Origin of the sequence: Streptomyces sp. NPDC001828 (genome assembly GCF_042892175.1) — a bacterium.
Taxonomy (GTDB): Bacteria; Actinomycetota; Actinomycetes; order Streptomycetales; family Streptomycetaceae; genus Streptomyces.
In genome coordinates this window covers 48,554-72,592 of sequence record NZ_JBIATV010000017.1, presented here as the reverse complement: position 1 = coordinate 72,592, position 24,039 = coordinate 48,554, and the positions used below count along the sequence as shown (strand labels likewise).

Sequence of the window (24,039 nt, the reverse complement as noted above, 5' to 3'; positions counted from 1 at the left end):
GGTGACCACCATCGCTGGATCACTTTTACGAGGAGTGCACATGTCCGAGGTCAAGCTCGCCGCTGAGGTCCGTTCCAACTTCGGCAAGGGCGCCGCCCGCAGCATCCGCCGCGAGAACAAGGTTCCCGGCGTCATCTACGGTCACGGCACCGAGCCGGTCCACGTCACCCTGCCGGGCCACGACCTGCTGCTCGCGCTGCGTACCGCGAACGTCCTGCTGTCCCTGGACATCGACGGCAAGACCGAGCTCGCGATCCCGAAGGCCGTCCAGCGTGACGCCATCAAGGGCTACCTGGTCCACGTCGACCTGCTGCTCGTCAAGAAGGGCGAGAAGGTCACGGTCGAGATCGCGGTCGAGACCGAGGGCGACCTGGCCCCGGGCAGCTTCCTGGTCGAGAACGTGCTGAACACGATCTCCGTCGAGGCCGAGGCCACCCACATCCCGACCTCCGTCTCCGTCTCCATCGAGGGCCTTGAGGCCGGCGCGGCCATCCACGCCAAGGACATCAAGCTGCCGGCCGGCACCACCCTGGCCACCGACCCCGAGGCCGTCGTCATCCAGATCCTGGCCGCGCAGGCCGAGGAGCCGGCCGCCGACGCCGAGGCCACCGAGGGCGCCGAGGCCTGAGCCGCACGCTCTGCCTGAGATCCGTGCCGGGCACGGACTCCGACGGGGCGGCGGGCCACACTTGGCCCGCCGCCCCGTTTTTTCTGTCTGTTCTTCTGTCTGTTTTTTCCGTCTGCACGTGATCGAGGAGACGCAGCCCCCATGACGACCGACGACGCGAACGCACCCTGGCTGATCGTGGGCCTGGGCAATCCGGGTCCGGAGTACAGCGCGAACCGGCACAACGTCGGGTTCATGGCGGCGGATCTGCTGGCCGAGCGGATGGGCGGCCGGTTCAAGGCGCACAAGGCGCGGGCGCAGGTGGTGGAGGGGCGGATCGGTCCGCCGGGGCCGCTGAACCGCCGGGTGGTGCTCGCCAAGCCGATGTCGTACATGAACCTGTCGGGCGGCCCGGTGACGGCGCTGCGCGACTTCTACAAGGTGCCGGTCGCCAACATCGTTGCCATTCATGACGAGTTGGACATCGACTACGGGGTGCTGCGGCTGAAGCTGGGCGGCGGGGACAACGGGCACAACGGTCTGAAGTCCATCACCAAGTCGCTGGGCGCGGACTATCACCGGGTGCGGTTCGGCATCGGGCGTCCGCCGGGGCGGATGCAGGTGGCGGACTTCGTGTTGAAGGACTTCTCCTCCACGGAGCGCAAGGAGCTCGGCTACTTCGTGGACCGGGCGGCGGACGCGGCCGAGGCGCTGGTGATCGAGGGCCTGGAGCGGGCCCAGTCGACGTACAACTCCTGACAACGGCTCCCAAAGGGGCCGCCGGCCCCGGCCGGGGTTTGACCGTGCGCGGTCATTGCCGCCAGGATCGCGCCCCATGACGAGGCGGAGCCGTACCTTCCTGCTGGTCGTGGTGCGGGCCGCGGCGGCCCTGGTCGCCGTGGTGCTCGTGGTGGCCGGGTTCTGGTCGTCGTGGGGCACCGCGCAGCACGTGGTCCTCGCGAAGGGGCGCGACCACGGCAGGCTGACGGTGACGTCCTGCGCGGACGACGTGTGCACGGGTCCCTTCGTGCCCGTGGGCGATTCCGCGCCGCACGCGCGCGTCACGATCCCCGAGTCGGTCGCGGCGAGCCGGGGCGACCGGCTGCCGGTCGTCCTGAAGCCCGGCACGGACGAGGCCGTCCGCACCGGCCTCGCGGGCCTCCTGTACGCCTGGCTCCCCCTGGCCGGAGCGCTGCTCCTGGCCTCGCTGCTGGTCGCGGGGGGTCTGCGGATGCCTCGGACGGCGTGGGCGATGGGTCTCCTCGGCGCCGCCGCGATGGCCTCGGCGTTCATCGCCCTGTAGCCCTCTGCTCCTCAAACGCCGGAGGGGCTGGGGGGCCTTGACCCCGCCTGCGAACCGCGCGGGCGGTGCGGGCCGTTCGCGCAGTTCCCCGCGCCCCTAAACCCGTTCTCGTCCGTCCACCGTGCGTGGCTGGTCGCGCAGTTCCCCGCGCCCCTAAATGCCTCGGTGCCGGCCAGCACGGGCATCTTCAGCCCGTCATGGGGGTCCCCCCTGGCCCTTGAGGCCTTGGGGGAGTTTGAGGACGAGCGCCCTCAAGGCGCGAACGGGGTCTGGGGCGGAGCCCCGGGAACGCACACCGCCCCTTCCCACATCCCCCGGAGGGTTGCGGGAAGGGGCGGGGCGGGGAACAAACCCCGGGGCCGGGGTCAGCCCGTGTTGCGCAGGCCCGCCGCCACGCCGTTCACCGTGAGGAGAAGGGCACGGGACAGGAGCGGGTCCGGGGCTTCGCCCCGGTCGGCCGCCGCGCGCTGGCGTGCGAGCAGCGCGACCTGGAGGTAGGAGATCGGGTCGAGATACGCGTCCCGGATCGCGAACGTCTGCTGCAACACCGGGCTGGCGCCGAGCAGTTCGTCCCGCCCGGTGATCCGCAGAACCTCCCGCACGGTCAGCTCGTGCTCCGCCTCGATCGTCGAGAACACGTGCTTCAGCTCGTCCGGCACGAGCGTGTCGACGTAGTGCCGGGCGATCCGCAGGTCCGTCTTCGCGAGCGTCATCTCCACGTTGGAGAGGAAGTTGCGGAAGAAGTGCCAGCGCTCGCTCATCTCGTCGAGCACCGTGTCGAGCCCGGCCTCGCGCAGCGCCTTGAGCCCGGAGCCGACGCCGAACCAGCCGGGCACGATCTGCCGGGACTGGGTCCAGCCGAACACCCACGGGATGGCCCGCAGCCCGTCGAGGCCCGCACCGGAGTCGGGGCGGCGCGAGGGCCGCGAGCCCAGGTGCAGCTCGGCGAGCTGGTCGACGGGGGTGGACGCGAAGAAGTACGCGGGCAGGTCGGGGTCCTCGACCAGCTTGCGGTACGCCGAGTGCGCGGCGTCGGACACCGTGTCCATGGCCGCGTCCCAGCGCGCGAGCGCCTCGTCGGACTGGCGGGGCGCGGTGTGCAGGGCGGAGGCCTGGAGCGTGGCCGCGACGGTCAGCTCCAGGTTCTCCCTGGCGAGGGACGGGATGAGGTACTTGTCGGAGATGACCTCGCCCTGCTCGGTGACCTTGATCTCGCCTTCGAGGGTGCCCCAGGGCTGGGCGAGGATCGCGTCGTGCGAGGGGCCGCCGCCACGGCCGACGGTGCCGCCGCGGCCGTGGAAGAGCCGCAGCCGTACGCCGTAGCGGTGGGCGACGTCGCGCAGCCGGCGCTGGGCGCGGTGGATCTCCCACTGGGAGGTGGTGATGCCGCCGAACTTGGAGGAGTCCGAGTAGCCGAGCATGACCTCCTGGACGTCGCCGCGCAGCGAGACGAGGCGCCGGTAGGAGGGGTCGGCCAGCATCTCGTCGAGGATGACGTCGGCGGCGCGCAGCTCGTCGGTGGTCTCCAGGAGCGGCACGATGCCGATCTTGGCCCAGCCGCCGTGCAGGTCGAGGAGGCCGGCCTCGCGGGCGAGGACGGCCGCGGCGAACACGTCGTCGGCGCCCTGGCACATCGAGATGATGTACGACTCGATGACCTCGGGCCCGAACCGCTCGAAGGCTTCCTTGATGGTGCCGAACACGCCGAGGGTCTTCTCGCCGGCCGCGTCCAGCGGGGCCGGGGTGGGGGCGAGCGGGCGGCGCGAGCGGAGCTCCTTGGCGAGGAGCTTCTGCCGGTAGTCGCGCGGCATGTCGGCGTAGCGCCAGGACTCCTCGCCGAGCCGGTCGAAGAGCTGGCCGAGCGCGTGGTGGTGGGCGTCGGCGTGTTCGCGGACGTCCATGGTGGCGAGCTGGAGGCCGAACGCCGCGAGGGTGCGGATGGTGCGGTCCATGCGGCCGTCGGCGAACAGGGCGCCGCGGTGGGCGCGCAGCGAGGTCTGGATGAGGGTGAGGTCGGCGATCAGGTCGGCGGTGCCGAGGTAGTCGCGGCCGGGCTGGTGGGTGGTGCCCTTGGCGAGCCGGTCCTTGGTGTGGACGAGCTTCTGCCGGATGGCGGTGGCCTTGAGCCGGTAGGGCTCCTCGGCGTTGAGGCGCTTGTAGCGGGGGCTGATCTCGGGGAGTGCTTCGAGGTCGGCCTGGAGCGAGCAGAGCAGCTCTTCGGTGGCGCCCGCGTAGCGGATGGAGTTGGAGAGCAGTCCGCGCAGGAAGTCGATCGTGTCGAGCGCGTCGTTGATGCCGTGCTCGTGCTGGAGGATCAGCACGTCCCAGGTGACCTTGGGGGTCACGTTGGGGTTGCCGTCGCGGTCGCCGCCGATCCAGGTGCCGAAGGTGAGCGGGCGGGTGCCGGGCGGCAGCTCGACGCCGACGCGCTCCAGCTCGGCCGCGAGGTCCTCCAGTACGTCCCCGACGGCGCCGGCGTGCAGCTCGTCGAGGTAGTAGATGGCGTTGCGGGCCTCGTCGGCCGGTTCGGGGCGTACGACGCGGAGCTCGTCGGTCTGCCAGATCAGGTCGATGTTCTCGGCCAGGCGCAGGTCGTGCCGGCGCCGGTCGGACTCGACGACCGGGGTTTCCAGGAGCTCCGCGATGCGGCGCAGCTTGTTCAGGACGGAACGGCGGGCGGCCTCGGTGGGGTGGGCGGTGAAGACCGGCCGGACGTTGAGGTTCTTGACGCTCTCGCGGACGTGCTCGGGGTCGCCGTCCTTGAGCATGTCGGCGGTGCGGGCGAGCAGGCTGCCCTCGGCTGCGCGGTGGGCGCGCAGTTCGCGCCCGCGGTGGACCTGCTCGGTGACGTTCGCGAGGTGGAAGTAGGTGGAGAACGCGCGCACCAGCTTGGCGGCGGTCTCGACTTCGGTGCCGCCGAGGAGTTCGGCGGCGGCTTCGCCGTCGCTCCGGGTCAGCGCGCGGACCCGCTCGACGAGCTCGAGGAGCTCGGGTCCCTCCTGTCGGACGAGGGTCTCGCCCAGGAGGTCACCCAGTCGGCGGATGTCGGCGCGCAGCTCGTTGCTGGCGGCGGGAGTCTGGTCGGCACTGCTCACAGGTGCGGCTCCTTGCAGTGTTTGAGCACGTCTGGAGGGTTCTGGAGGCTTGCGGACCGCGCTGTCCGACGACACCCAGGATAGGTGTCCCATTCCGCCCCGCCGTCACGGGCTCTTGTCCCCGGCCACGGCACTGCCATACTTACGTTGCCGTAGGTTACGCATCCGTAGCCAGGCAATTCCGCTCGTTTTCCTCACCCTGCCGGGGGTACTCCCCATGACCACCAGTCCCGATCTGCTTACTTCGTCGGACGAGGATCCGCTGCCGTCCGCGACGCTGGGCGGCGAGAAAAAACGCGGCATCGAACAGATCGCCCTGCTGCTCTTCATCACCGTCCCCTTCGTCGCGCTCGTCCTCGCGGTGCCGCTCGCCTGGGGCTGGGGTGGGGTCAGCTGGCTCGATCTCGGCCTTCTCGTCTTCATGTACTACCTGGGCTGCCACGGCGTGACGATCGGTTTCCACCGCTACTTCACGCACGGCTCGTTCAAGGCGAAGCGCCCGCTGCGGATCGCGCTCGCGGTCGCGGGCTCGATGGCCGTGGAGGGGCCGCTGGTGCGCTGGGTGGCCGACCACCGCAGGCACCACAAGTTCTCGGACGCGGAGGGCGACCCGCATTCGCCGTGGCGTTTCGGCGAGACGCTGCCCGCGCTGATGAAGGGCCTGTGGTGGGCGCACATCGCGTGGATGTTCGACGAGGAGCAGACCTCGCAGGAGAAGTACGCACCGGATCTCCTCGCCGACCCGGCGATCCGCCGCATCTCGCGCGACTTCGTGTGGTGGACGGTCCTGTCGCTCGCGATCCCGCCGCTGGTGGGGGGTCTGGTGACGATGTCGTGGTGGGGCGCGTTCACGGCGTTCTTCTGGGGCTCCCTGGTGCGGGTGGCGCTGCTGCACCACGTGACGTGGTCGATCAACTCGATCTGCCACGCGGTGGGCAAGCGTCCCTTCAAGTCGCGTGACCGCAGCGGCAACGTGTGGTGGCTGGCGGTGCTCTCGTGCGGCGAGTCGTGGCACAACCTGCATCACGCGGACCCGACGTCGGCCCGGCACGGGGTGATGCGGGGGCAGATCGACTCCAGTGCCCGGATCATCCGCTGGTGCGAGCAGCTGGGCCTGGCGTACGACGTGCGCTGGCCGAGCGAGGCCCGTATCGACTCCAAGCGGAACGAGGACGGCCGGTCCCGGCGCAAGGAAAGGGCCGCCGAGGCGGCATGATGGACGACGTGGCGACCGACTCCAGCACCACCCGTACCACCAGCACCACTGGTTCCTCCCGCTCCGCCGGGGCCTCCGGCTCGGCCGAGAAGCCCCGACGCACCCGCCGGACCCGGATGACCGGGGCCGAGCGCCGGGAGCAACTGCTGGACATCGGTCGCACGCTCTTCGCCGAGAAGGGCTTCGAGGGCACCTCGGTCGAGGAGATCGCCGCGAAGGCGGGGGTGTCCAAGCCGGTGGTGTACGAGCACTTCGGCGGCAAGGAGGGGCTGTACGCGGTCGTCGTGGACCGGGAGATGCGCTCGCTGCTCGACGGGGTGACGGGGGCGCTGACCGCGGGTCATCCGCGCGAGCTCCTGGAGCAGGCCGCGTTCGCGCTGCTCGACTACATCGAGACGTATACGGACGGGTTCCGCATCCTGGTGCGCGACTCCCCGGTCGCGCAGTCGACCGGGACGTTCGCCTCGCTGATCTCCGACATCGCCACCCAGGTCGAGGACATCCTGGGCCTGGAGTTCAAGGCGCGGGGCTTCGACGCGAAGCTGGCGCCGCTGTACGCGCAGGCGCTGGTCGGCATGGTGGCGCTGACCGGGCAGTGGTGGCTGGACGTGCGCAAGCCGAAGAAGGCGGAAGTCGCGGCGCATCTGGTGAATCTGGCCTGGCACGGTCTGGACGGTCTTGAGCAGAAGCCGCGCCTCATAGGTCACCGCAAGAGCTGACCCCTGACCGACGAGTACCGGCCGCGGGCGGCACCGCGGCAAACGGGAGCGCCCCGCCCCCTCTCCATGAGGGGGCGGGGCGCTCCCGTCTCAGGCCGTCGGCTCCAGAAACTCCAGGCGGTTGCCGACCGGGTCCTCGGAGTAGAACCGCCGGTGGCCCGGCAGGTTCTCGTCCCAGACGACCCGGGCGCCGTGTTCGCCGAGCCGGCGCGCGTACGCCTCGATCGCGGTGACGCGCAGCCCGGGGTGGGCCTTCCTCGCCGGCCTGAAGTCCTCCTCGATGCCCAGGTGGAGCTGCACGTCCCCGTACCGGAACCAGCAGCCGCCACGGGCGGCGAGGGGCGGGGGCTTGGGGATTTCGGTCATGCCGAGCACGTCCGCGTAGAACGCCCTCAGCCGTGGCTCGCTGCCCGGTGGGGCGGCGAGCTGGACGTGGTCGACAGCGGCGAGCATCGCCGGGGCCTCCTACTTCTTCCTGGCCACGGCGAAGATGCGGCGGAAGGGGAAGACGGTGCCGTGCGGGCCGGGCGGGTAGGCCTCGCGGAGGCGGTCGCGGTATTCGGCGAGCAGGGCGTCGATGGCCTCCTGGTCGCCGTCGAGGGCGGTCAGGACGGGGCGCAGGGCGGTGCCCTTGACCCAGTCGAGGACGGGGTCGGGGCCGGTCAGCAACTGGCAGTAGACGGTTTCCCAGACGTCGGTCTCGCAGCCGAGATCGGCGAGGCGGGTCAGGTAGTCGGCGGGTTCCAGAATGTGGACGTAGCGGCGGCCGTGGTCGTCGAGGCGGCCGCGCCAGCGCGGGGATTCGCAGAGTTCGGCGAGGATCGCGTGGCTGGGCGAGGTGAAATTGCCCGGGACCTGGAAGGCGAAGGTGCCGCCGGGGGTGAGCCCGTCGATCCAGGCCGGGAACGACTCGGGGTGGTTGGGGACCCACTGCAGCGCCGCGTTGGAGACGATCAGGTCGTACGGCTCGCCGGGCGTCCAGTGCGTGGCGTCGGCGACCTGGAAGTCGAGCCAGCCGCCGCCCGGGGTGGTGCCGGCGTAGTCCTTGTCGGCCTGGGCCAGCATCTGCGAGGAGAGGTCGAAGCCGGTGATGCGGGCGTCGGGCCAGCGGTCGGCGAGGCGGACGGTGACATTGCCGGGGCCGCAGCCGAGGTCGGCTATCCGGGGCGAGAGGCCGCCGGTCGCGGGCAGGTCGGGTATGCGGGTGAGCAGGTCCAGGAACGGGCGCGTGCGGTGCCCGGCGTGGCGCAGATACTGCTGCGGGTCCCAGACCGGAGGCCCGGGCGGTGTGGTCGGCGATGAATCGGAATACATGTTCGAGCCCCCTTGCAGGTACGGCTGGGCGAAGCGGAACAGGGTCCCGGCCCCTCCATGCCCAATGGTGGCTCGATATATATCTTGACGTCAAGAGACTTCACATCGAGGGACCCTCTACACTGATCGACATGGAGGACGAGGTCGACCGATTGGTCGCTGCATGGCGCCGAGAGCGCCCGGACCTCGACGTGGAACCACTCGAGGTGCTCAGCCGGGTCAGCAGACTGGCCCGCCATCTCGACCGGGCCCGCAGACTCGCGTTCGCGGAGCACAGCCTGGAGCCCTGGGAGTTCGACGTACTGACGTCGCTGCGCCGGGCCGGGGCGCCCTACCAGCTCTCCCCCGGCCAGCTCCTGACGCAGACGCTCGTCACCTCGGGCACGATGACCAACCGGATCGACCGGCTCGCCAAGAAGGGCCTGGTCGAGCGGCTGCCCGACCCCAGCGACCGGCGCGGGGTCCTGGTGCGACTCACGCCCGAGGGCCGCGACCGGGCCGACCAGGCGCTCGCGGGACTGCTCGAGCAGGAGCGGGCCATCCTCGGCGAGCTCAGCCGTCAGCAGCGGGGCGAACTGGCCGCGCTGCTACGCCAGTTGACCGCCCCGTTCGACAACATCCCCGGCTAGGTCGACCGGGCCCACACCGGCCCGTCGGGCCAGCGCGACGGCCGCGAGCGTGGAGTGCACGCCCAGCTTGCCCAGCACGTTCTGCATATGGGTACGCACCGTGTGCGGGGACAGGAACAGCCGCTCGGCGACCGCCTTGCGCCCGAGACCGGCCACCATGCAGCGCAGCACCTCGCGCTCGCGCGGGGTCAGCGACTCGACGAGCCGCTCCGACTCGGTGCGGTGCTTGCGCGCGGCCGTCAGCTCCCGCAGCACGCCGGTGAGCAGCGCGGGCGGCAGATGCGTCTCGTCCCGCAGTACGCCCCGGATGACGGCGAGCAGCCGCTGCAGCGAGCAGTCCTTGGCGACCCAGCCGCACGCACCGGCCTGCAGGGCGAGGGCGGCCCGGCGCGGGTCGTCCTTCTCGGCGAGCACGACGGTACGCACCGCGGGCTGGCCCGCCCGGACGCCCGCGACCAGCGAGATGCCGTCCACCAGGCCGTCCGCGCCGCCGCCCTCGGGCACCACGCGGGCGACCGGGACCGCGGCCGACGCGCCCAAGTCCGCGTCGACGAGCATCACATCGAATCTGCGGCCCTCGGCCGCGCCCCGCTCCAGGCAGCGCAGCGCCGCGGGGCCGCTGCCGGCCGCGGCGACGTCCACGTCGGGCTCCGCCGCCAGGGCCGCGGCGAGCGACTCGGCGAAGATGCGATGGTCGTCCACCACGAGAACTCGGATACGTACCAAGTGACACCCCCAGGGTCCGGTGACGGACCGGTACGGGTACGACGCCCGGAGCCGGGCGACCGCAGACGCACGGCCGCCGCCGTGCACTGAGTTCTACCCCACCCCGGGCGACGTACCCGACTGTCTCGCCCCCTGATCAACACCGGCCCCCACCGGTGCTGTGCATCAGCGTAGGGCCGTGAGCTGTGAGCGGAAGGCACTTTGCCGAACTCATTGAACCCGTGCGGCTACTTGGCGTGCGCGAATGTTTAGGGTGAGTTCCATGTTCCGTCTTGAGACAGAAGTGGACAAGGGCCGGCAGGCACAGCTGAGGCGGCGGCTGCGGGACACCAACACCGAGCGGTCCCCGGCGCTGCGCGCGCTGCGGGGCACCCCCGCCGAGCGGGAAGTGCCGCTCCACGTCTGGGGGTTGAACGAGGAAGGGCTGCTGGCCGGGGGCCTGACGGGGCGGACCTGGGCGGGCTGGCTGCACGTCGACCTCCTGTGGGTCGACGCGGGGCTCCGCGCGGGGGGTCTCGGCACCCAACTCCTGTACCGGGCCGAGGAGTTGGCGCGGGTGGAGCGGGGGTGCGGGTTCGCTCGGGTGGAGACGTGGGACTTCCAGGCGCCGGGGTTCTACCGGGCGCGGGGGTACGAGGTGGTGGCGGCGATCCCCGACTATCCGCCCGGGGTCACGGAGTACACCCTGACGAAAAGGCTCGGCTGACCCGGCCCCCCTGGGGCTCCGCCCCAGACCCCGGGGGTTTCCCCACCCCGCCCCTTCCCGCAACCCTCCGGGGGTTGAAAGGACCCTGGGGGCTCCGCCCCCAGACCCCCGTTCGCGCCTGAACGGCGCTCGTCCTCAAACGCCGGACGGGCTGAGGATGCCCATGCACCCGGTGCTGCAAAGGGGCGCGGGGAACTGCGCGAACGGCACCCACGGTCCGCAGTCGGGATCGCACACCGGGCGAGGGAACCCCTCAGACCAGCCGCCGCGCCCCCGCCGACGGCACCGCCTCGAACACCCGGGGTGAGGCCCACCCGGAACGTTCGAAGGCGACCACCACGGACTTCGCGACCGCCCCCAGCACCGCCTCCTCGGCCAGGACGATCGCCGAGCCCCCGAAGCCCCCGCCGGTCATCCGCGCCCCGAGGGCCCCCGCGGCCACCGCCGTCTCGACCACCAGGTCCAGCTCCGCGCAGGACACCCGCAGATCGTCCCGGAGGGAGGCGTGGCCCTCGGTCAGCACCGGGCCCACCCCGTGGACGTCGCCCGCCGCCAGCAGCTCCGCCACCCGCGCCACGCGCTCGTTGTCGCTCACCACGTGCCGCACATAGCCCCGCACGTTCGCGGAGGACAGCTCCCCCAGCGCGTCGGGGAGTCGCGCGAAGGGGAGTTCGCGCAGGGTGCGTACACCCAGCTCCCGCGCGCCCCGTTCGCAGCCGGCGCGCCGTTCGGCGTACGCGCCGTCTCCCAGCGCGTGTTTCACGCGGGTGTCCACGACCAGGAGCCGCAGACCTCGCGCGGGAAGGTCGAAGGGGATGTGGCGGGTCGTCAAGTCCCGTGCGTCCAGGTGCAGTACGTGACCCTCGGTGCAGCACGCCGACGCCGTCTGGTCCATGATTCCGCAGGGGACGCCCACGAACGCGTTCTCCGCCCGCTGGGACAGCGAGGCCAACTCCGGCATGGAGAGCGGGAGTTCGTACAGGTCACGCAGGGCGAGCGCCGTGACCACCTCAAGGGCCGCCGACGACGAAAGGCCCGCCCCCGTCGGCACCGTCGACGTGAGATGGACGTCGGCGCCCGGCACCGTGTGCCCCGCCTCGCGCAGGGCCCACACCACGCCCGCCGGGTAGGCCGCCCAGCCCGCGCCGGACAGCGGCTGGAGCTCGTCGGTGCGCAGCTCCACCACCGGGCCCTCGATGTCGGCCGAGTGGATCCGCAGGACCCCGTCCGTGCGCCGGGCCACCGCCGCCACCGCCGTGTGCGGCAGGGCGAGCGGCATGACGAAGCCCTCGTTGAAGTCGGTGTACTCGCCGATGAGGTTGACCCGGCCGGGTGCCGCCCACACGCCTTCGGGCTCGTACCCGTACAACTCCCGGAAGGCGGAGCTCACTTCACTCACCGGCGGGCTCCGTCCGGCGGGCGAACGCCCAGGCGTCCGCGACGATGTGGGCGAGGTCGGCGCGCGAGGGCTGCCAGCCCAGGCGGTCGTGGGCGCGCGCGGCGGAGGCGACCAGGACCGCCGGGTCGCCGCCGCGCCGGCCCGCGACGACCTCGGGGATCTCGTGCCCGGTCACCTTGCGTACGGTCTCGACGACCTCGCGGACCGAGAACCCGTTGCCGTTGCCGAGGTTGCAGACGAGGTGCTCGCCCGCCGTCGCCGCGTCCAGGGCGCGCAGGTGCGCCTCGGCGAGGTCCGCCACGTGGATGTAGTCGCGGACGCAGGTCCCGTCGGGGGTGGGGTAGTCATCGCCGTAGACCGAGATGAACTCCCGCTGTCCCAGGGCGACTTGGAGGACCAGGGGGATCAGGTGGGATTCCGGGGAGTGGCGCTCCCCGCAGCTTCCGTACGCGCCCGCCACGTTGAAGTAGCGCAGGGACACCGCGGCCAGGCCGTGGGCCGCGCACTCGCCGGCGATCATGTGGTCCACCGCCAGCTTGGAGGCGCCGTAGGGGCTGGTGGGGGCGGTGGGGTCGGTCTCGGTGATCGGGGTGGAGACGGGTTCGCCGTAGGTGGCCGCCGTGGAGGAGAACACCAGCGTCCGCACGCCCGCCCCGCGCATCGCGGCGAGCAGCGCCATCGTGCCGCCGACGTTGTTGGTCCAGTACTTCTCGGGGACCACCACCGACTCGCCCACCTGTGAGAACGCCGCGAAGTGGAGGACCGCGTCGAAGGAGGGGTCCAGCCATTCGGCGGCGTCCTGGATGCGGCCCTCGATGAACTCGGCCCCGGCCGGGACGGCCTCGCGAAAGCCGGTGGAGAGGTCGTCGAGGACGGTCACCGTGTGGCCGGCCTCGACCAGGTGGGCCGCCACCACGCTGCCCACGTATCCCGCGCCGCCCGTCACCAGGTACTTGCTCACGTGCTTGCCACCTCTCGCAGTCGCTCGGCCGCGGCCTCCGGCGGCACGTCGTTGATGAACACGCTCATGCCGGACTCGGAACCCGCGAGGTACTTCAGCTTGCCGGAAGTGCGGCGGATGGTGAAAAGCTCGAGATGCAGGCCGAACTCGGCCCGGTCGACGGCTCCCTCGCCCCGGAACGGCGCCTGGTGCCAGGCGGCGATGTAGGGGGTGGGCGGCTCGTCGGGGCCGAAGATCCGGTCGAAGCGCCTCAGGAGTTCCAGATAGATCCGTGGGAACTCCGCGCGCGCGTCCTCGTCGAGGGCCCGCAGGTCGGGCACGCGGCGCTTGGGGTGGAGGTGCACCTCGTAGGGCCAGTGGGCGGCGTACGGCACGAAGGCCACCCAGTGCTCGCCCTCCAGGACGATCCGGTCGCCCTCGGTGAGCTCCCGCTGGACCACGTCGTCGAAGAGGTTGCGGCCGCCGGTGCGCTCGCGGTGTTCGGCGAGCGAGCGGAGCATGAGGGCGGTGCGGGGGGTGGTGAAGGGATAGCCGTAGATCTGGCCGTGCGGGTGGCCGAGGGTGACGCCGATCTCGGCGCCCCGGTTCTCGAAGCAGAACACCTGCTGGACCTGCGGGAGTTCGAGGAGTTCGGCGGTGCGGTCGGTCCACGCCTCCAGGACGAGGGCGGCCTGGTCCTCGGTGAGGTCGGCGAAGGACGCGTCGTGGTCGGAGGTGAAGCAGACGACCTCGCAGCGGCCGGAGTCGCCGGCGAGCGAGGGGAAGCGGTTCTCGAAGACGACGACGTCGTAGTCGGCGGCCGGGATCTCGCTGTCGCGGCCCTCGCGCGAGGGGCACAGGGGGCAGGCGTCGGCGGGCGGCAGATAGGTGCGGCCCTGGCGGTGCGAGGCGACGACCACCGTGTCGCCGAGCAGTGGGTCGTGGCGCAGCTGGGACGCGGTGGACACCGGGTCGAGGGGGCGGCGGTCCGTCTCGTCCCGGACGAGGTCGTCCCGCGCGTCGTAGTAGAGCAGCTCACGGCCGTCGGCGAGCCGGGTCGACGTCTTCTTCACCTGCAACCTCCACCATCCAACAGAATCGCACACAAGAAACCACAAGCCAACAGGGTCCGTCAATGACCGTGCAAGCGGTTGCCACGCCGGGACCGATCCGGCCCGCCATGACGGCCCGATGCCCGTTCGATCACAATCAAACAAACAATCTCATCAAAACTGTTCAGTTTCTGAACATGGAGGCGTAGGTTCCCGTCCGGATCAGTAAGCGCGACGAAGCGAGTACGCATGCAATATCTGGCCGCGGGGCTTCGGCTCCCCACCAACGGGCTCGACTACACGATTCTGGCGATCTACTTCATCGTCGTTCTGGGCATCGGCTTCGCCGCCCGCGCCAGCGTGAAGACCAGCCTCGACTTCTTCCTGTCGGGCCGCTCACTGCCGGCCTGGGTGACCGGGCTCGCCTTCGTCGCGGCCAACCTCGGCGCCACCGAGATCCTCGGCATGTCCGCGACCAGCGCGGAGTACGGCGTGGCCGTCGTGCACTGGTACTGGATCGGCGCGATACCGGCGATGGTCTTCCTCGGGCTCGTGATGATGCCCTTCTACTACGGGTCGAAGGTCCGCTCCGTACCGGAGTTCCTGCTCCAGCGCTTCGACAAGTCGGCGCACCTGCTCGCCTCGGCGCTCTTCGCGTTCGCCGCGGTCCTGATCGCGGGCGTCAACCTCTACGCCCTCTCGATCGTCGTGGAGGCCCTGCTCGGCTGGCCGCAGTGGGTGGCGATCGTCGTCGCCGGGCTCTTCGTCCTGGCCTACATCACCATCGGCGGACTCTCCTCGGCGATCTACAACGAGGTGCTCCAGTTCTTCGTGATCATGGCCGCGCTCATACCGCTGACCATCCTCGGTCTCAAGCGGGTCGGCGGCTGGGACGGTCTGACCAGCTCGCTCAAGAGCAGCCACGGCGACAACTTCCTGTCCGCGTGGGGCGGTACCGGCATCGGCCAGTCCAACCCGCTCGGCGCGAACTGGCTGACCATCGTGCTCGGCCTCGGCTTCGTGCTGTCCTTCGGCTACTGGACGACCAACTTCGCCGAGGTGCAGCGGGCGCTGTCCGCGAAGAACCTGAGCGCCGCCCGGCGGACCCCGCTCATCGCCGCGTTCCCGAAGATGTTCATCGTGTTCCTGGTGATGATCCCGGGCCTGGTCGCGGCCGTCCTCGTGCCGAAGATCGGCACCCCCGGCTCGTCCCTGACGTACAACGACGCGATCCCGCTGCTCATGCAGGACCTGCTGCCCAACGGCGTGCTCGGCATCGCGGTGACCGGACTGCTCGCCGCGTTCATGGCGGGCATGGCGGCCAACGTGTCGTCCTTCAACACCGTGTTCACGTACGACATCTGGGCCAAGTACGTGAAGAAGGACCAGCCGGACGGCTACTACCTGCGCTTCGGGCGGCTGATCACGGCGATCGGAGTGCTCGCCTCCATCGGTACGGCGTTCATCGCCTCCTCGTTCACCAACATCATGGGCTACCTCCAGACCCTGTTCTCCTTCTTCAACGTGCCGATGTTCGTGGTGTTCGTGATCGGCATGTTCTGGAAGCGGGCGTCGGTGAAGTCGGGCGTGTGGGGCCTGTTCGCGGGCACCACGGCCGCGATGGTCAACTACTTCTGGATCTACAAGCAGGGCGTCATCTCGATCCCGACCGACCAGGGCGCCAACTTCGTCTCCGCGATCGTCGGGTTCGTGGCCGGCGCGGTCGTGATGGTGGCCGTCACCCTGTTCACGGCGCCCAAGCCCGCCGCCGAACTCGCGGGTCTGGTGTACGGGACGAAGTCGCCCGGCATCGAGGAGCCGCCCGCCGAGGGCGACAGCGCCTGGTACCGCCGGCCCGCCCTGCTCGGCTGGGGCGCGATCGTGCTCGCCGCGCTCTGCTACGTCCCCTACTCGTTCTGACCGGAGGCCTGACATGTCCGAACTACAGCGTGAAGTCTCCGAGTTGGAGAAGAAGTCGGCGTCGGCCGCGCGGCTCTTCGACATCCGCCGGATCATCGGTGGCCTGTTCACCCTGTACGGGGTGATCGTCGGGGCGGCGGGGGTCTTCGCCTCCGACGCGGATCTGAAGAAGGCGCAGGGGATCAACATCAACCTGTGGACCGGGCTCGGCATGCTGGTCCTCGGGGTGTTCTTCCTCGTGTGGCTGAAGCTGCGCCCCACCGCTCCCCCCGTCCCCGAGGACGGCTGAACCCCGAGGAAGACCGAGCCCGAGCGGAGCCGAGCGGCTCGCGGGGCGCCCCGGCTCCGGCTAGGGCGCCTTGGCGTGGGTGGCCCGGTCGAGCAGGCCCGTCCGGGCGGCGAGGGCCGCGGCCTCCAGGCGGGAGCCCACCCCCAGCTTCATCAGGACCCGCTGGACGTGGGTGCGGGCGGTGGACGGCGCTATGCCCATGCCCGCCGCGATCAAGCGGGTGTCCTCGCCGTCCGCCACCCGGACCAGGACCTCCACCTCGCGCGGGGTCAGCAGCTGCAGCAGCCGCTGGCCCTCGTCGTCGGGCTGGGCCGCGGGGTTGAGGAGTTCGGCGAAGGCGCCCTGGAGGAGCTGCGGGGCGACCGCCGCCTCCCCCGCCCTGGCCTTCACCATGGCCCGCTCGACGCCCTCGATGCGCTCGTCGTGGCGCACATAGCCGGACGCCCCGGCCGCGAACGCCGCCGCGATCCCGCGCGGGCTCGGCACCGGACCGAGCACCACCACGGCGACCTGCGGCCGCTCCCTTTTGATCCGTACGATCGGGTCGAACACACCGGGCTCGGCGGGTGCCGCCGTGCCGAGCAGGCACACCTCGGGTGCCCGGCTCACCACCAGATCGGCGGCCCCGGCGACCGGAGCCGCCGCGGCGAGGACCCGGTGGCCCCGCAGTTTCAGCGCCGAGGCGAGTGCCTCGGCGAGCAGCCGGTGGTCGTCGACCACCATGAGCCGCACGCCCATCGAGCTACCCCCATCCCCCGGCCCCTCTTGCCCCGGCAAGCTACACGCTTGTTCGACGCCGCGCGCCTCTTACCGGCAAGAAGCCCCCAGAATGCCGAATTCTCCTGCATTCAGGCCTGGTTGAGGAAGTGCGGGGGGGAAGCGAAACGACAGTCTCGGCCGTTTTCCGGCGGCTCGCGCGCCCTTGACCTGCGGTGGGAGACGCGGGTAAGGGCGGCGCGAAATGGGCGGGAAAAAGGCGAAAGCCCCGCCGGTGGAAGCGAACTCCGTCGGCGGGGCCTTCGTCGGGCGGCGGCTCAGCCGGTGCCGGTCGCCATGAACAGGAACTTCTTCTCGGCGTCGCTCGCCGAGTACGGCTTGCTCAGGAGCTGCGCGCCCAGGTACAGGCGGCCGTTGCCGTAGAGGATGTCTGCGTACTTCCCCGAGAACGACGTGATCGCGTCGCGGACGGTGCGTTCGGCCGGGTTCTCCAGGAGCAGCGTCGACTTGAGGCTGCCGCCGTCGATGCTGACGACCTGGGTGCCCTTGTCGTACGGGCCGTTCTTGTAGGCGATGACGTTGGTGCCGTCCATGCGCAGCGGGAACAGCGTGTAGCCGTCGCCCGCGTCCGCCTTGCCGGGCACGGCCTGGCCGGTGGTCAGGTCGAAGGCGACGAGCTCGTTGGTGCGGCCGAGCGAGCCGGAGCCGTTCGCGGCGTTCTCGTGCTCCTCGGTCGGCACGTACAGCTTGCCGCCGCCGGCCACGACCATCGTGCACTTCTCGACGGAGGTGCTGTCGCAGCTGGCCGAGTACTTGTCGCCGGGCGCCGGGATGCGCGCGAGCAGCTTGCCGGTCTTGTCGTCGACGGAGAAGAAGTCGGAGATGCCGCTGCCGTCGCCCGCGCTGTCACCGACGTCGGCGGCGAGCACCAGGGGCTTGGTGGAGACGATGTGGGCGTAGTCGATGCCGGGCAGCATCTTGTACGTGGAGATCGGCTGGCCGCTCTTGGGGTCGAGGGGCTGCACGTTGAGGGTGGGCTTGTCGTAGTCGCCGCACTTGCGGACGGCCACGAGCGCGTCACCGCCGCCGTAGCCGACGTCCTTGCACTGGTCGGCCGTGGTGGTGGGCTTCCACAGCTCCTTGCCGGTGTTCAGGTCCCAGGCCGCGCCGCCGTCGAGACCGCCGGCCGCGACGGTGCCCGCGCCGAGGGTGATCTCGTCGAAGCGGGTCTTGCGGTCGCCGTTGGCACCCTTGATGTCGGCCTGCCACAGCAGCTTGCCCGTGTTGAGGTCGAGGCCCGCGGCCTCGGTGCAGGAGGCGTACTTGGCGCCGTTCTCCTGGCTCTCGAAGGCGAACGCGGTCTTGCCGTCGGCCGAGACGTGCGTGGTCGACTCGCAGACGTTGCCGGTCAGCGGGAGCTTCCAGAGCTGGGTGCCCTTGGCGGGGTCGTAGCCGACGATCTCCTTGACGCCGGACTTGACGTACACCTTGTCGGTGAGCCAGGAGCCGTGCACGCCGGTGAGGTCGGTGACCTTGGGCTGCGGGGTCTGGAAGAGCACCTTGGCGGCCGTGTTGGAGGGCGCCTTCTCCTTGCCGCCGCCCCCGGTCGCGCTGCCGCCGTCGCCCTTGGCGCCGCCGGTGTCGCCCTGCTGGGCGTCGTTCTTGCCGTCGTCCTTGCCGGAGGCGTACCAGATGCCGCCGCCGACGATCAGGGCCACCGCGACGACCGCCGCGATGATGATCGTCAGCTGGGTGTTGGGCTTCTTGCCGCCGGGCTGTCCGCCGGGTCCCGGCGCGCCCGGCATCCCGTACTGCGGCTGCGCGGGCTGGGTCGGCGGCTGCCCGGGGTAGCCGTATCCGGGCTGCGCGGGCTGGCCCGGGTAGCCGTAGCCCGGCTGCTGGGGCGGCGGGGCCTGCGGGTAGCCGTAGCCGGGCTGCTGCGGAGGCGTCTGGGGGTAGCCGTAGGCCGGGGGTCCGGCCGGCGGCGGGGTGTTCGGGGGGCCCGCGGGCGGCGGCGGGGTGGGTGCGCCGAAGCCGCCGGCGGGCGGCGTCTGGGGGGCGCCGAACCCGGGGGCCGGGGGCTGCTGGGGTGCGCCGAAGCCCGGGGGCGTGTCCTCGGGCCTCGGGGGCTGCTGCGGTGGCTGGGGTGGCTGGCTCATGCCGGGAGAACCTCTGACTGGAGGGCGGGGAGGGGGAGTTGGGGCGTCACTTGCCGAAGGACAGGATCGCGTTGTCCTTCTTGGTGGCCTTGGGGCTGTTCACCCGCCCGTTGAGGAGGAACACCCGCCCGCCCGCATAGGTGAGGTGGGGACTGAAGAAGGCCTGCTCGGTACCGGCGGCCGCCGACGGGCTCTGCAGCGTGATCTGCGGAGTGCCGCCGGTGGCGGGCAGGGTCGCGACCGCGGCCCCCGTGTCGTCGACGCCGGGCTCGATGTAGACCACGACCTTGCCGTTCTCGACGGTCAGCGGCTGCATCATGCGGCCCTTGGGGGCGGCCGCGTGCCACTTCTCCTTGCCGGTGGCGAGGTCGATGGCGACCACGTCGTTGCTGCGGCCCACCCCGAGCTCGGGGCTGTCCTTGCCCTCGGTGGAGATGTAGAGGGTGTTGGCGTCGGCGGCCGTGCCCGAGCAGTCCTGGAGCTGGCGGTCCACGATGCCGAACCCACTACAGTTCGCGGTCAGTTGGGACTTGGAGTCGACCTGCGAGCGGATCTTGCCGTCAGCGGTGAAGGTGGAGATGTTCCACGACTTCTTGTCCTTGTTGGTGGCGTAGACGACCAGCGGGTCCATCGAGTAGATGCGCCGGATCGACCAGCCCTTCTCGTACTGGTAGTTCCACTTGGACTTGCCGGTGGCCGGGTCCAGCTCCTGCAGGAGCTCCGACTGCGGGGCGTCCATGCTGGTGTTCTTCGGGTCGTTGCAGGTGCCCACGGAGATCAGCTTGGGGCCGCCCGCGAACGCGTCCGAGCTGCAGTTGCCGGTCTTCGGGGTGCCGTAGAGCTTCTTGCCGTCGCTGATGGAGAAACCGCTCGCGCCGCCCATGCGGGCAAGGGCCACGGTGTTGCCGCTGATCGCCATGTCGAAGCTGACCATGATGTCGAAGGCGTTCTCGGACGGCACCGGCGCCTTCCAGCCCACCTTGCCCGCGGCCAGGTCGACCATCTGGAGCTGGTTGCACTTGGCGTCCTTGGTGTTGTTCTCCAGGACGCCGAAGACGATCTTTCCGTCGGCGGTGGTGTCGTGCGGGGCGCCGCAGATGGGGGTGTCCAGGGACACCTTCCACTTCTCCTTGCCGTCGCCCACGGCGTAGCCGACGGCCTCCTTGTACATGGCCTTGACGACCACGTCACCGAAGCGCCAAGGGCCGTACTGCTCGGCGCCGTTCTGGGTCAGCGCCGTCTCGTTCTCGTGCAGCCACACCGGCACCTCGCCCGCCTTGAGGCCGGCGTTGATGTCGTCGGACCCGGCGCGGCCGTCGCCCTTGCCGTCCCCCTTGTCGACGGAGGGGGCACCCGTGGGCAGCGCGCTGTGGCTCTTGTCGGCGACGGGCTTCTTGTCGTCGCCGCCACCGCTCGTCGCCAGGTACACGCCGCCGCCGATGACCAGGAGGCCCGCGACCGCCGCGGCCACGATCATCGCGGGCTTGCCCTTGAACGGGTTCTTGCCGCCACCGCCCTGCGGCGGCACCGGGCCGCCCGGGTACTGCGGCTGACCCGGGTAGCCGTAACCGCCCTGCTGGGTCTGCGCGTAGGGGTTGCCCTGCGTGGGGGGCCCGCCGGGCGCCCCGGGGTAGCCGTAGCCGCCCTGCTGGGGCGCCGTCGGGTAGCCGTGACCGCCCTGCTGCGGCGGGGCGGTGGGGTAGCCGTAACCCGGCTGCTGCCCGGGCGCCTGCGGGTAGCCGTACCCGGGCTGCCCGGCCGGCGGGGCCGGGGGCGCCTGCGGGGGCTGGGCGGGCGGGGTGGGCGGAGCGGCCGGCATCTGCGGCGGCTGGGGCGGCGGCCCCTGAGGCTTGTCCTGCGGCGCTCCGAAGCCACCCTGCGGTGGCTGAGAACTGGGCGGCTGGGTCACAGCGAGATACCCCCGAATTTGCGTCTTTGCGTCTTTACGTCAGTCGAACGGAGCTACTTTCTATCACTCGGAGCAGCGCGCGCCACGGGCCGGTCATCCCTGTTCCCAAGGGAGAACCGGCCCGTAATGCCGCCGTTACTGACTCTGTACGCCGTCTCTACGCGAGGGCCGCGAGACGTCCGCAGGAGTGTGCCTCAGGCCTCCTCGGCCAGTTCGAGCCAGCGCATCTCCAACTCGTCGCGCTCGACGATCAGTTCACGCAGTTCGGCATCCAGTTTCGCCACCTTCTCGAAGTCCGTGGCGTTATCGGCGATTTGCGCGTGCAGATGCGTCTCGCGCTCATTGATCTTGTTGAGCTGCCGCTCGACCTTCTGGAGTTCCTTCTTGGCGGCGCGGGCGTCCTGGGCCGAGACGGTGTTCGTCGGCCGGGCGGTGGGGGCCGCGCTCGGGGCGGGCGCGGACTCGATCATCCGCTGCCTGCGCTCCAGGTACTCGTCGATGCCGCGCGGCAGCATCCGCAGCGCCGCGTCGCCGAGCAGCGCCCACACGTGGTCGGTGGTGCGCTCGATGAAGAACCGGTCGTGGGAGATGACGACCATGGAGCCCGGCCAGCCGTCGAGGAGGTCCTCCAGCTGGGTCAGCGTCTCGATGTCGAGGTCGTTGGTGGGCTCGTCGAGGAACAGCACGTTGGGCTCGTCCATGAGGAGGCGCAGCAGCTGGAGCCGCCTGCGCTCGCCACCGGAGAGGTCGCCGACCGGAGTCCACTGCTTCTCCTTGGAGAAGCCGAACTGCTCACAGAGCTGACCGGCCGTCATCTCGCGGCCCTTGCCGAGGTCGACCCGGTCGCGGATCTGCTGGACGGCCTCCAACACCCTGAGCGCGGGCGGGAGTTCGGCCACGTCCTGGGAGAGGTAGGCGAGCTTGACGGTCTTGCCGACGACGACCTTGCCGGCGGCCGGCTGGGCCTCGCCCGCGGTGCGCCAGGCCTCGGTGAGCGCGCGGAGCAGCGAGGTCTTGCCCGCGCCGTTCACCCCGACCAGGCCGATGCGGTCGCCGGGGCCGAGCTGCCAGGTGAGGTGCTTGAGCAGCAGCTTCTCGCCCGCCTGTACGGTCACGTCCTCCAGGTCGAAGACGGTCTTGCCGAGCCGGGCGTTGGCGAACTTCATCAGCTCGCTGGTGTCGCGCGGCGGCGGCACGTCGGCGATGAGTTCGTTGGCGGCCTCGATGCGGTAGCGCGGCTTCGAGGTGCGGGCCGGGGCGCCCCGGCGCAGCCAGGCCAGCTCCTTGCGCATCAGGTTCTGCCGCTTGACCTCCTCGGTGGCGGCGATGCGCTCGCGCTCGGCGCGGGCGAAGACGTAGTCGGAGTAGCCGCCCTCGTACTCGAAGACCGAGCCGCGCTGGACGTCCCACATGCGGGTGCAGACCTGGTCGAGGAACCAGCGGTCGTGGGTGACGCAGACGAGCGCCGAGCGCCGGGCCTGGAGGTGCCGGGCGAGCCAGCTGATGCCCTCGACGTCCAGGTGGTTGGTCGGCTCGTCGAGCACGATCAGGTCGGGCTCGCCGATGAGCAGCTTGGCGAGCGCGATGCGGCGCCGCTCGCCGCCGGACAGCGGGGCGATGACGGTGTCCAGGCCCTGCGCGAACCCGGGCAGGTCGAGCCCGCCGAAAAGGCCCGTCAGAACATCGCGGATCTTGGCGTTGCCCGCCCACTCGTGGTCGGCGAGATCGCCGATGACCTCGTGCCGCACGGTGGCCTGCGGGTCGAGCGAGTCGTGCTGGGTGAGCACGCCGAGCCGCAGCCCGCCGACGTGGGTGACGCGGCCGGTGTCCGGCTCCTCCAGCTGCGCGAGCATCCGGATCAGGGTGGTCTTTCCGTCGCCGTTGCGCCCGACGACCCCGATCCGGTCCCCTTCGGAGACGCCGAGGGAGACTCCGTCGAGCAGGGCACGGGTCCCGTACACCTTGCTGACTGCCTCGACATTGACCAGGTTGACGGCCATTTCACTCCTGAGCAGGGGGATGGATCGTCGTCCAGAGTAGTCGCCGCGGCGGGCTCGACGGCTTCCGGCGGACGATCAAGGCAACGGAGGGTCCCTCGGGTCCGGCCTCAGCCCGCCAGTACGGTCGCGCCCGGGGCCGGGGACGTGGTGGTGCGGGCGGTGCGGCAGGTGCCCGACGCGGTGAGGGCGGTTGCCACCTGGTGGGCCGCTTCGGGGTCGGCGCACAGGAAGGCCGTGGTGGGGCCCGAGCCCGAGACCAGGGCGGCGAGCGCGCCGGCCGCCGTGCCCGCCGCGAGGGTGTCCGCGAGCGAGGGGCGCAGGGAGAGCGCGGCGGCCTGGAGGTCGTTGGTGAGGGCGGCCGCGAGCGCCTTGGCGTCGCCCGTGCGCAGCGCGTCCAGCAGGGCCGGGGCGGCGGCGGGTTCGGGGGCGTCCGGGCTGAGGCGGTCGAACTCGCGGTAGACGGCCGGGGTGGAGAGCCCGCCGTCGGCGACCGCGAACACCCAGTGGAAGGTGCCGCCGACGTCCAGCGGGGTGAGCTTCTCGCCGCGTCCGGTGCCGAGGGCCGCGCCGCCGACCAGGCTGAAGGGGACGTCGCTGCCCAACTCGGCGCAGATGTCGAGGAGTTCGGCCTGTGTGGACCCGGTGCCCCACAGGGTGTCGCAGGCCACGAGCGCGCCTGCGGCATCGGCGCTGCCGCCGGCCATGCCGCCCGCGACGGGGATGTCCTTGTCGATGTGGATGTGCACGTGGGGCTCGATGCCGTGGCGGGCGGCGAGGAGTTCGGCGGCCCGGGCGGCGAGGTTCGTGCGGTCGAGGGGGACCTGGGCGGCGTCCGGTCCCGCGCAGGTGATGCGGAGTTCGTCGGCCGGGGTCACCGTGACGGTGTCGTGGAGGGCGACCGCGAGGAAGACGTTGGCGAGGTCGTGGAAGCCGTCCGGTCGGGCGGGGCCCACGCTCAGCTGGGTGTTGACCTTGGCGGGGACGCGGACGGTGACGGTGCGGGGGGTCACGGGGGGCGGGCTCCTTCGGCTGGGGCGCCCTCATTTTCCCCCACCCCGCCCCTTCCCAAGACCCTCCGGGGGTTGAAGGACCCTGGGGGCTCCGCCCCCAGACCCCCGTTCGCGCCTGAACGGCGCTCGTCCTCAAACGCCGGACGGGCTGAAGAACCGGGTGCTGGCCGACACCAAGGCATTCAGGGGCGCGGGGAACTGCGCGAGAAGCGAGCACGGTCCGCAGCCGGAAACAGGGGGCCCGGGGCGCAGCCCCCGGAGCCCCCCCCCCCCCCCAACACCCCCCCCCGGGTAAAGGGCCGGGGGGCGCCGCACCCCCCCAACACCCC

Annotated in this window: 21 protein-coding genes; 9 read left to right on the top strand and 12 right to left on the bottom strand. The window is 71.2% G+C overall.

Features of this window, described 5'->3' with window-relative positions:
* Positions 1–40 precede the first annotated feature (40 nt).
* The 3 genes from ACFYZA_RS35650 to ACFYZA_RS35640 all read left to right on the top strand — a co-directional run bounded on the left by ACFYZA_RS35650 (position 41) and on the right by ACFYZA_RS35640 (position 1,910).
* A complete protein-coding gene (locus ACFYZA_RS35650) occupies positions 41–628 on the top strand; it encodes a 50S ribosomal protein L25/general stress protein Ctc (RefSeq protein WP_382599846.1) in 588 nt (195 codons plus the stop codon).
* 141 nt (positions 629–769) lie between these two features.
* On the top strand, positions 770–1,366 hold the full coding sequence (pth, locus tag ACFYZA_RS35645; RefSeq protein ID WP_382599844.1) for an aminoacyl-tRNA hydrolase: 597 nt from the start codon (positions 770–772) through the stop codon (positions 1,364–1,366).
* A 76-nt stretch (positions 1,367–1,442) separates the two neighbouring features.
* Complete coding sequence (locus ACFYZA_RS35640; protein ID WP_388494606.1) at positions 1,443–1,910, top strand: hypothetical protein; 468 nt, start codon at positions 1,443–1,445, stop codon at positions 1,908–1,910.
* 365 nt (positions 1,911–2,275) lie between these two features.
* On the opposite strand, the gene ppc is transcribed toward ACFYZA_RS35640, so the two are convergent.
* Positions 2,276–5,005, bottom strand: coding sequence for a phosphoenolpyruvate carboxylase (ppc, locus tag ACFYZA_RS35635; RefSeq protein WP_382599839.1), 2,730 nt, complete (start codon positions 5,003–5,005; stop codon positions 2,276–2,278).
* A gap of 217 nt (positions 5,006–5,222) precedes the next feature.
* Between ppc and ACFYZA_RS35630 the strand changes: the two genes are divergently transcribed.
* Both ACFYZA_RS35630 and ACFYZA_RS35625 read left to right on the top strand, forming a co-directional pair.
* Positions 5,223–6,221 (top strand): acyl-CoA desaturase, encoded by a 999-nt coding sequence (locus ACFYZA_RS35630; protein WP_388494605.1) that lies wholly within the window; start codon positions 5,223–5,225, stop codon positions 6,219–6,221.
* Positions 6,218–6,940: a TetR family transcriptional regulator gene (locus ACFYZA_RS35625; RefSeq protein WP_382599835.1), complete on the top strand. Its 723-nt coding sequence runs from the start codon at positions 6,218–6,220 to the stop codon at positions 6,938–6,940. The genes ACFYZA_RS35630 and ACFYZA_RS35625 overlap by 4 nt, the downstream gene beginning before the upstream one ends.
* A 90-nt stretch (positions 6,941–7,030) precedes the next feature.
* Here the strand turns inward: ACFYZA_RS35625 and ACFYZA_RS35620 are convergent, their stop codons facing one another.
* Together ACFYZA_RS35620 and ACFYZA_RS35615 are read right to left on the bottom strand one after the other, a co-directional pair.
* Positions 7,031–7,393 carry a VOC family protein gene (locus ACFYZA_RS35620; protein WP_382595853.1) on the bottom strand — a complete coding sequence of 121 codons (363 nt, stop codon included), beginning with the start codon at positions 7,391–7,393 and terminating at the stop codon, positions 7,031–7,033.
* Between the two features lie 12 nt (positions 7,394–7,405).
* Positions 7,406–8,254 (bottom strand): trans-aconitate 2-methyltransferase, encoded by an 849-nt coding sequence (locus ACFYZA_RS35615; protein WP_382595850.1) that lies wholly within the window; start codon positions 8,252–8,254, stop codon positions 7,406–7,408.
* 131 nt (positions 8,255–8,385) lie between these two features.
* Here ACFYZA_RS35615 and tamR point away from each other — a divergent pair, with 131 nt between their 5' ends.
* The gene (gene tamR / locus ACFYZA_RS35610) at positions 8,386–8,883 is read left to right on the top strand and encodes a MarR family transcriptional regulator TamR (protein WP_382595847.1); all 498 of its coding nucleotides are present in this window, start codon (positions 8,386–8,388) and stop codon (positions 8,881–8,883) included.
* Here the strand turns inward: tamR and ACFYZA_RS35605 are convergent.
* Positions 8,842–9,609, bottom strand: coding sequence for a response regulator transcription factor (locus ACFYZA_RS35605; RefSeq protein WP_161245848.1), 768 nt, complete (start codon positions 9,607–9,609; stop codon positions 8,842–8,844). The genes tamR and ACFYZA_RS35605 overlap by 42 nt on opposite strands.
* A 262-nt stretch (positions 9,610–9,871) precedes the next feature.
* Between ACFYZA_RS35605 and ACFYZA_RS35600 the strand changes: the two genes are divergently transcribed.
* A complete protein-coding gene (locus tag ACFYZA_RS35600) occupies positions 9,872–10,315 on the top strand; it encodes a GNAT family N-acetyltransferase (protein WP_388494604.1) in 444 nt (147 codons plus the stop codon).
* A gap of 253 nt (positions 10,316–10,568) precedes the next feature.
* Here ACFYZA_RS35600 and galK read toward each other — a convergent pair whose 3' ends face one another.
* The 3 genes from galK to galT are packed head-to-tail and all read right to left on the bottom strand — an operon-like array spanning position 10,569 to position 13,727.
* The gene (gene galK / locus ACFYZA_RS35595) at positions 10,569–11,714 is read right to left on the bottom strand and encodes a galactokinase (RefSeq protein ID WP_388494603.1); all 1,146 of its coding nucleotides are present in this window, start codon (positions 11,712–11,714) and stop codon (positions 10,569–10,571) included.
* Positions 11,707–12,675 (bottom strand): UDP-glucose 4-epimerase GalE, encoded by a 969-nt coding sequence (galE, locus tag ACFYZA_RS35590; RefSeq protein ID WP_388494602.1) that lies wholly within the window; start codon positions 12,673–12,675, stop codon positions 11,707–11,709. The genes galK and galE overlap by 8 nt, the downstream gene beginning before the upstream one ends.
* Positions 12,672–13,727: a galactose-1-phosphate uridylyltransferase gene (gene galT / locus ACFYZA_RS35585; RefSeq protein WP_388494601.1), complete on the bottom strand. Its 1,056-nt coding sequence runs from the start codon at positions 13,725–13,727 to the stop codon at positions 12,672–12,674. The genes galE and galT overlap by 4 nt, the downstream gene beginning before the upstream one ends.
* A 228-nt stretch (positions 13,728–13,955) precedes the next feature.
* Between galT and ACFYZA_RS35580 the strand changes: the two genes are divergently transcribed.
* Both ACFYZA_RS35580 and ACFYZA_RS35575 read left to right on the top strand, forming a co-directional pair.
* The gene (locus ACFYZA_RS35580; protein WP_382595833.1) at positions 13,956–15,626 is read left to right on the top strand and encodes a sodium:solute symporter family protein; all 1,671 of its coding nucleotides are present in this window, start codon (positions 13,956–13,958) and stop codon (positions 15,624–15,626) included.
* 13 nt (positions 15,627–15,639) lie between these two features.
* The gene (locus ACFYZA_RS35575; RefSeq protein WP_382595830.1) at positions 15,640–15,915 is read left to right on the top strand and encodes a hypothetical protein; all 276 of its coding nucleotides are present in this window, start codon (positions 15,640–15,642) and stop codon (positions 15,913–15,915) included.
* Between the two features lie 60 nt (positions 15,916–15,975).
* Here ACFYZA_RS35575 and ACFYZA_RS35570 read toward each other — a convergent pair whose 3' ends face one another.
* The 5 genes from ACFYZA_RS35570 to ACFYZA_RS35550 form a co-directional block, all read right to left on the bottom strand.
* Positions 15,976–16,653, bottom strand: a complete 678-nt coding sequence (locus tag ACFYZA_RS35570) for a LuxR C-terminal-related transcriptional regulator (protein WP_382595827.1) — start codon at positions 16,651–16,653, stop codon at positions 15,976–15,978.
* A gap of 296 nt (positions 16,654–16,949) precedes the next feature.
* A complete protein-coding gene (locus tag ACFYZA_RS35565; RefSeq protein ID WP_382595824.1) occupies positions 16,950–18,791 on the bottom strand; it encodes a PQQ-binding-like beta-propeller repeat protein in 1,842 nt (613 codons plus the stop codon).
* 46 nt (positions 18,792–18,837) lie between these two features.
* The gene (locus ACFYZA_RS35560) at positions 18,838–20,610 is read right to left on the bottom strand and encodes a PQQ-binding-like beta-propeller repeat protein (protein ID WP_382595821.1); all 1,773 of its coding nucleotides are present in this window, start codon (positions 20,608–20,610) and stop codon (positions 18,838–18,840) included.
* Between the two features lie 284 nt (positions 20,611–20,894).
* The gene (locus ACFYZA_RS35555; RefSeq protein WP_382595818.1) at positions 20,895–22,700 is read right to left on the bottom strand and encodes an ABC-F family ATP-binding cassette domain-containing protein; all 1,806 of its coding nucleotides are present in this window, start codon (positions 22,698–22,700) and stop codon (positions 20,895–20,897) included.
* 107 nt (positions 22,701–22,807) lie between these two features.
* Complete coding sequence (locus ACFYZA_RS35550; protein WP_382595815.1) at positions 22,808–23,710, bottom strand: 4-(cytidine 5'-diphospho)-2-C-methyl-D-erythritol kinase; 903 nt, start codon at positions 23,708–23,710, stop codon at positions 22,808–22,810.
* Positions 23,711–24,039: the final 329 nt, after the last annotated feature.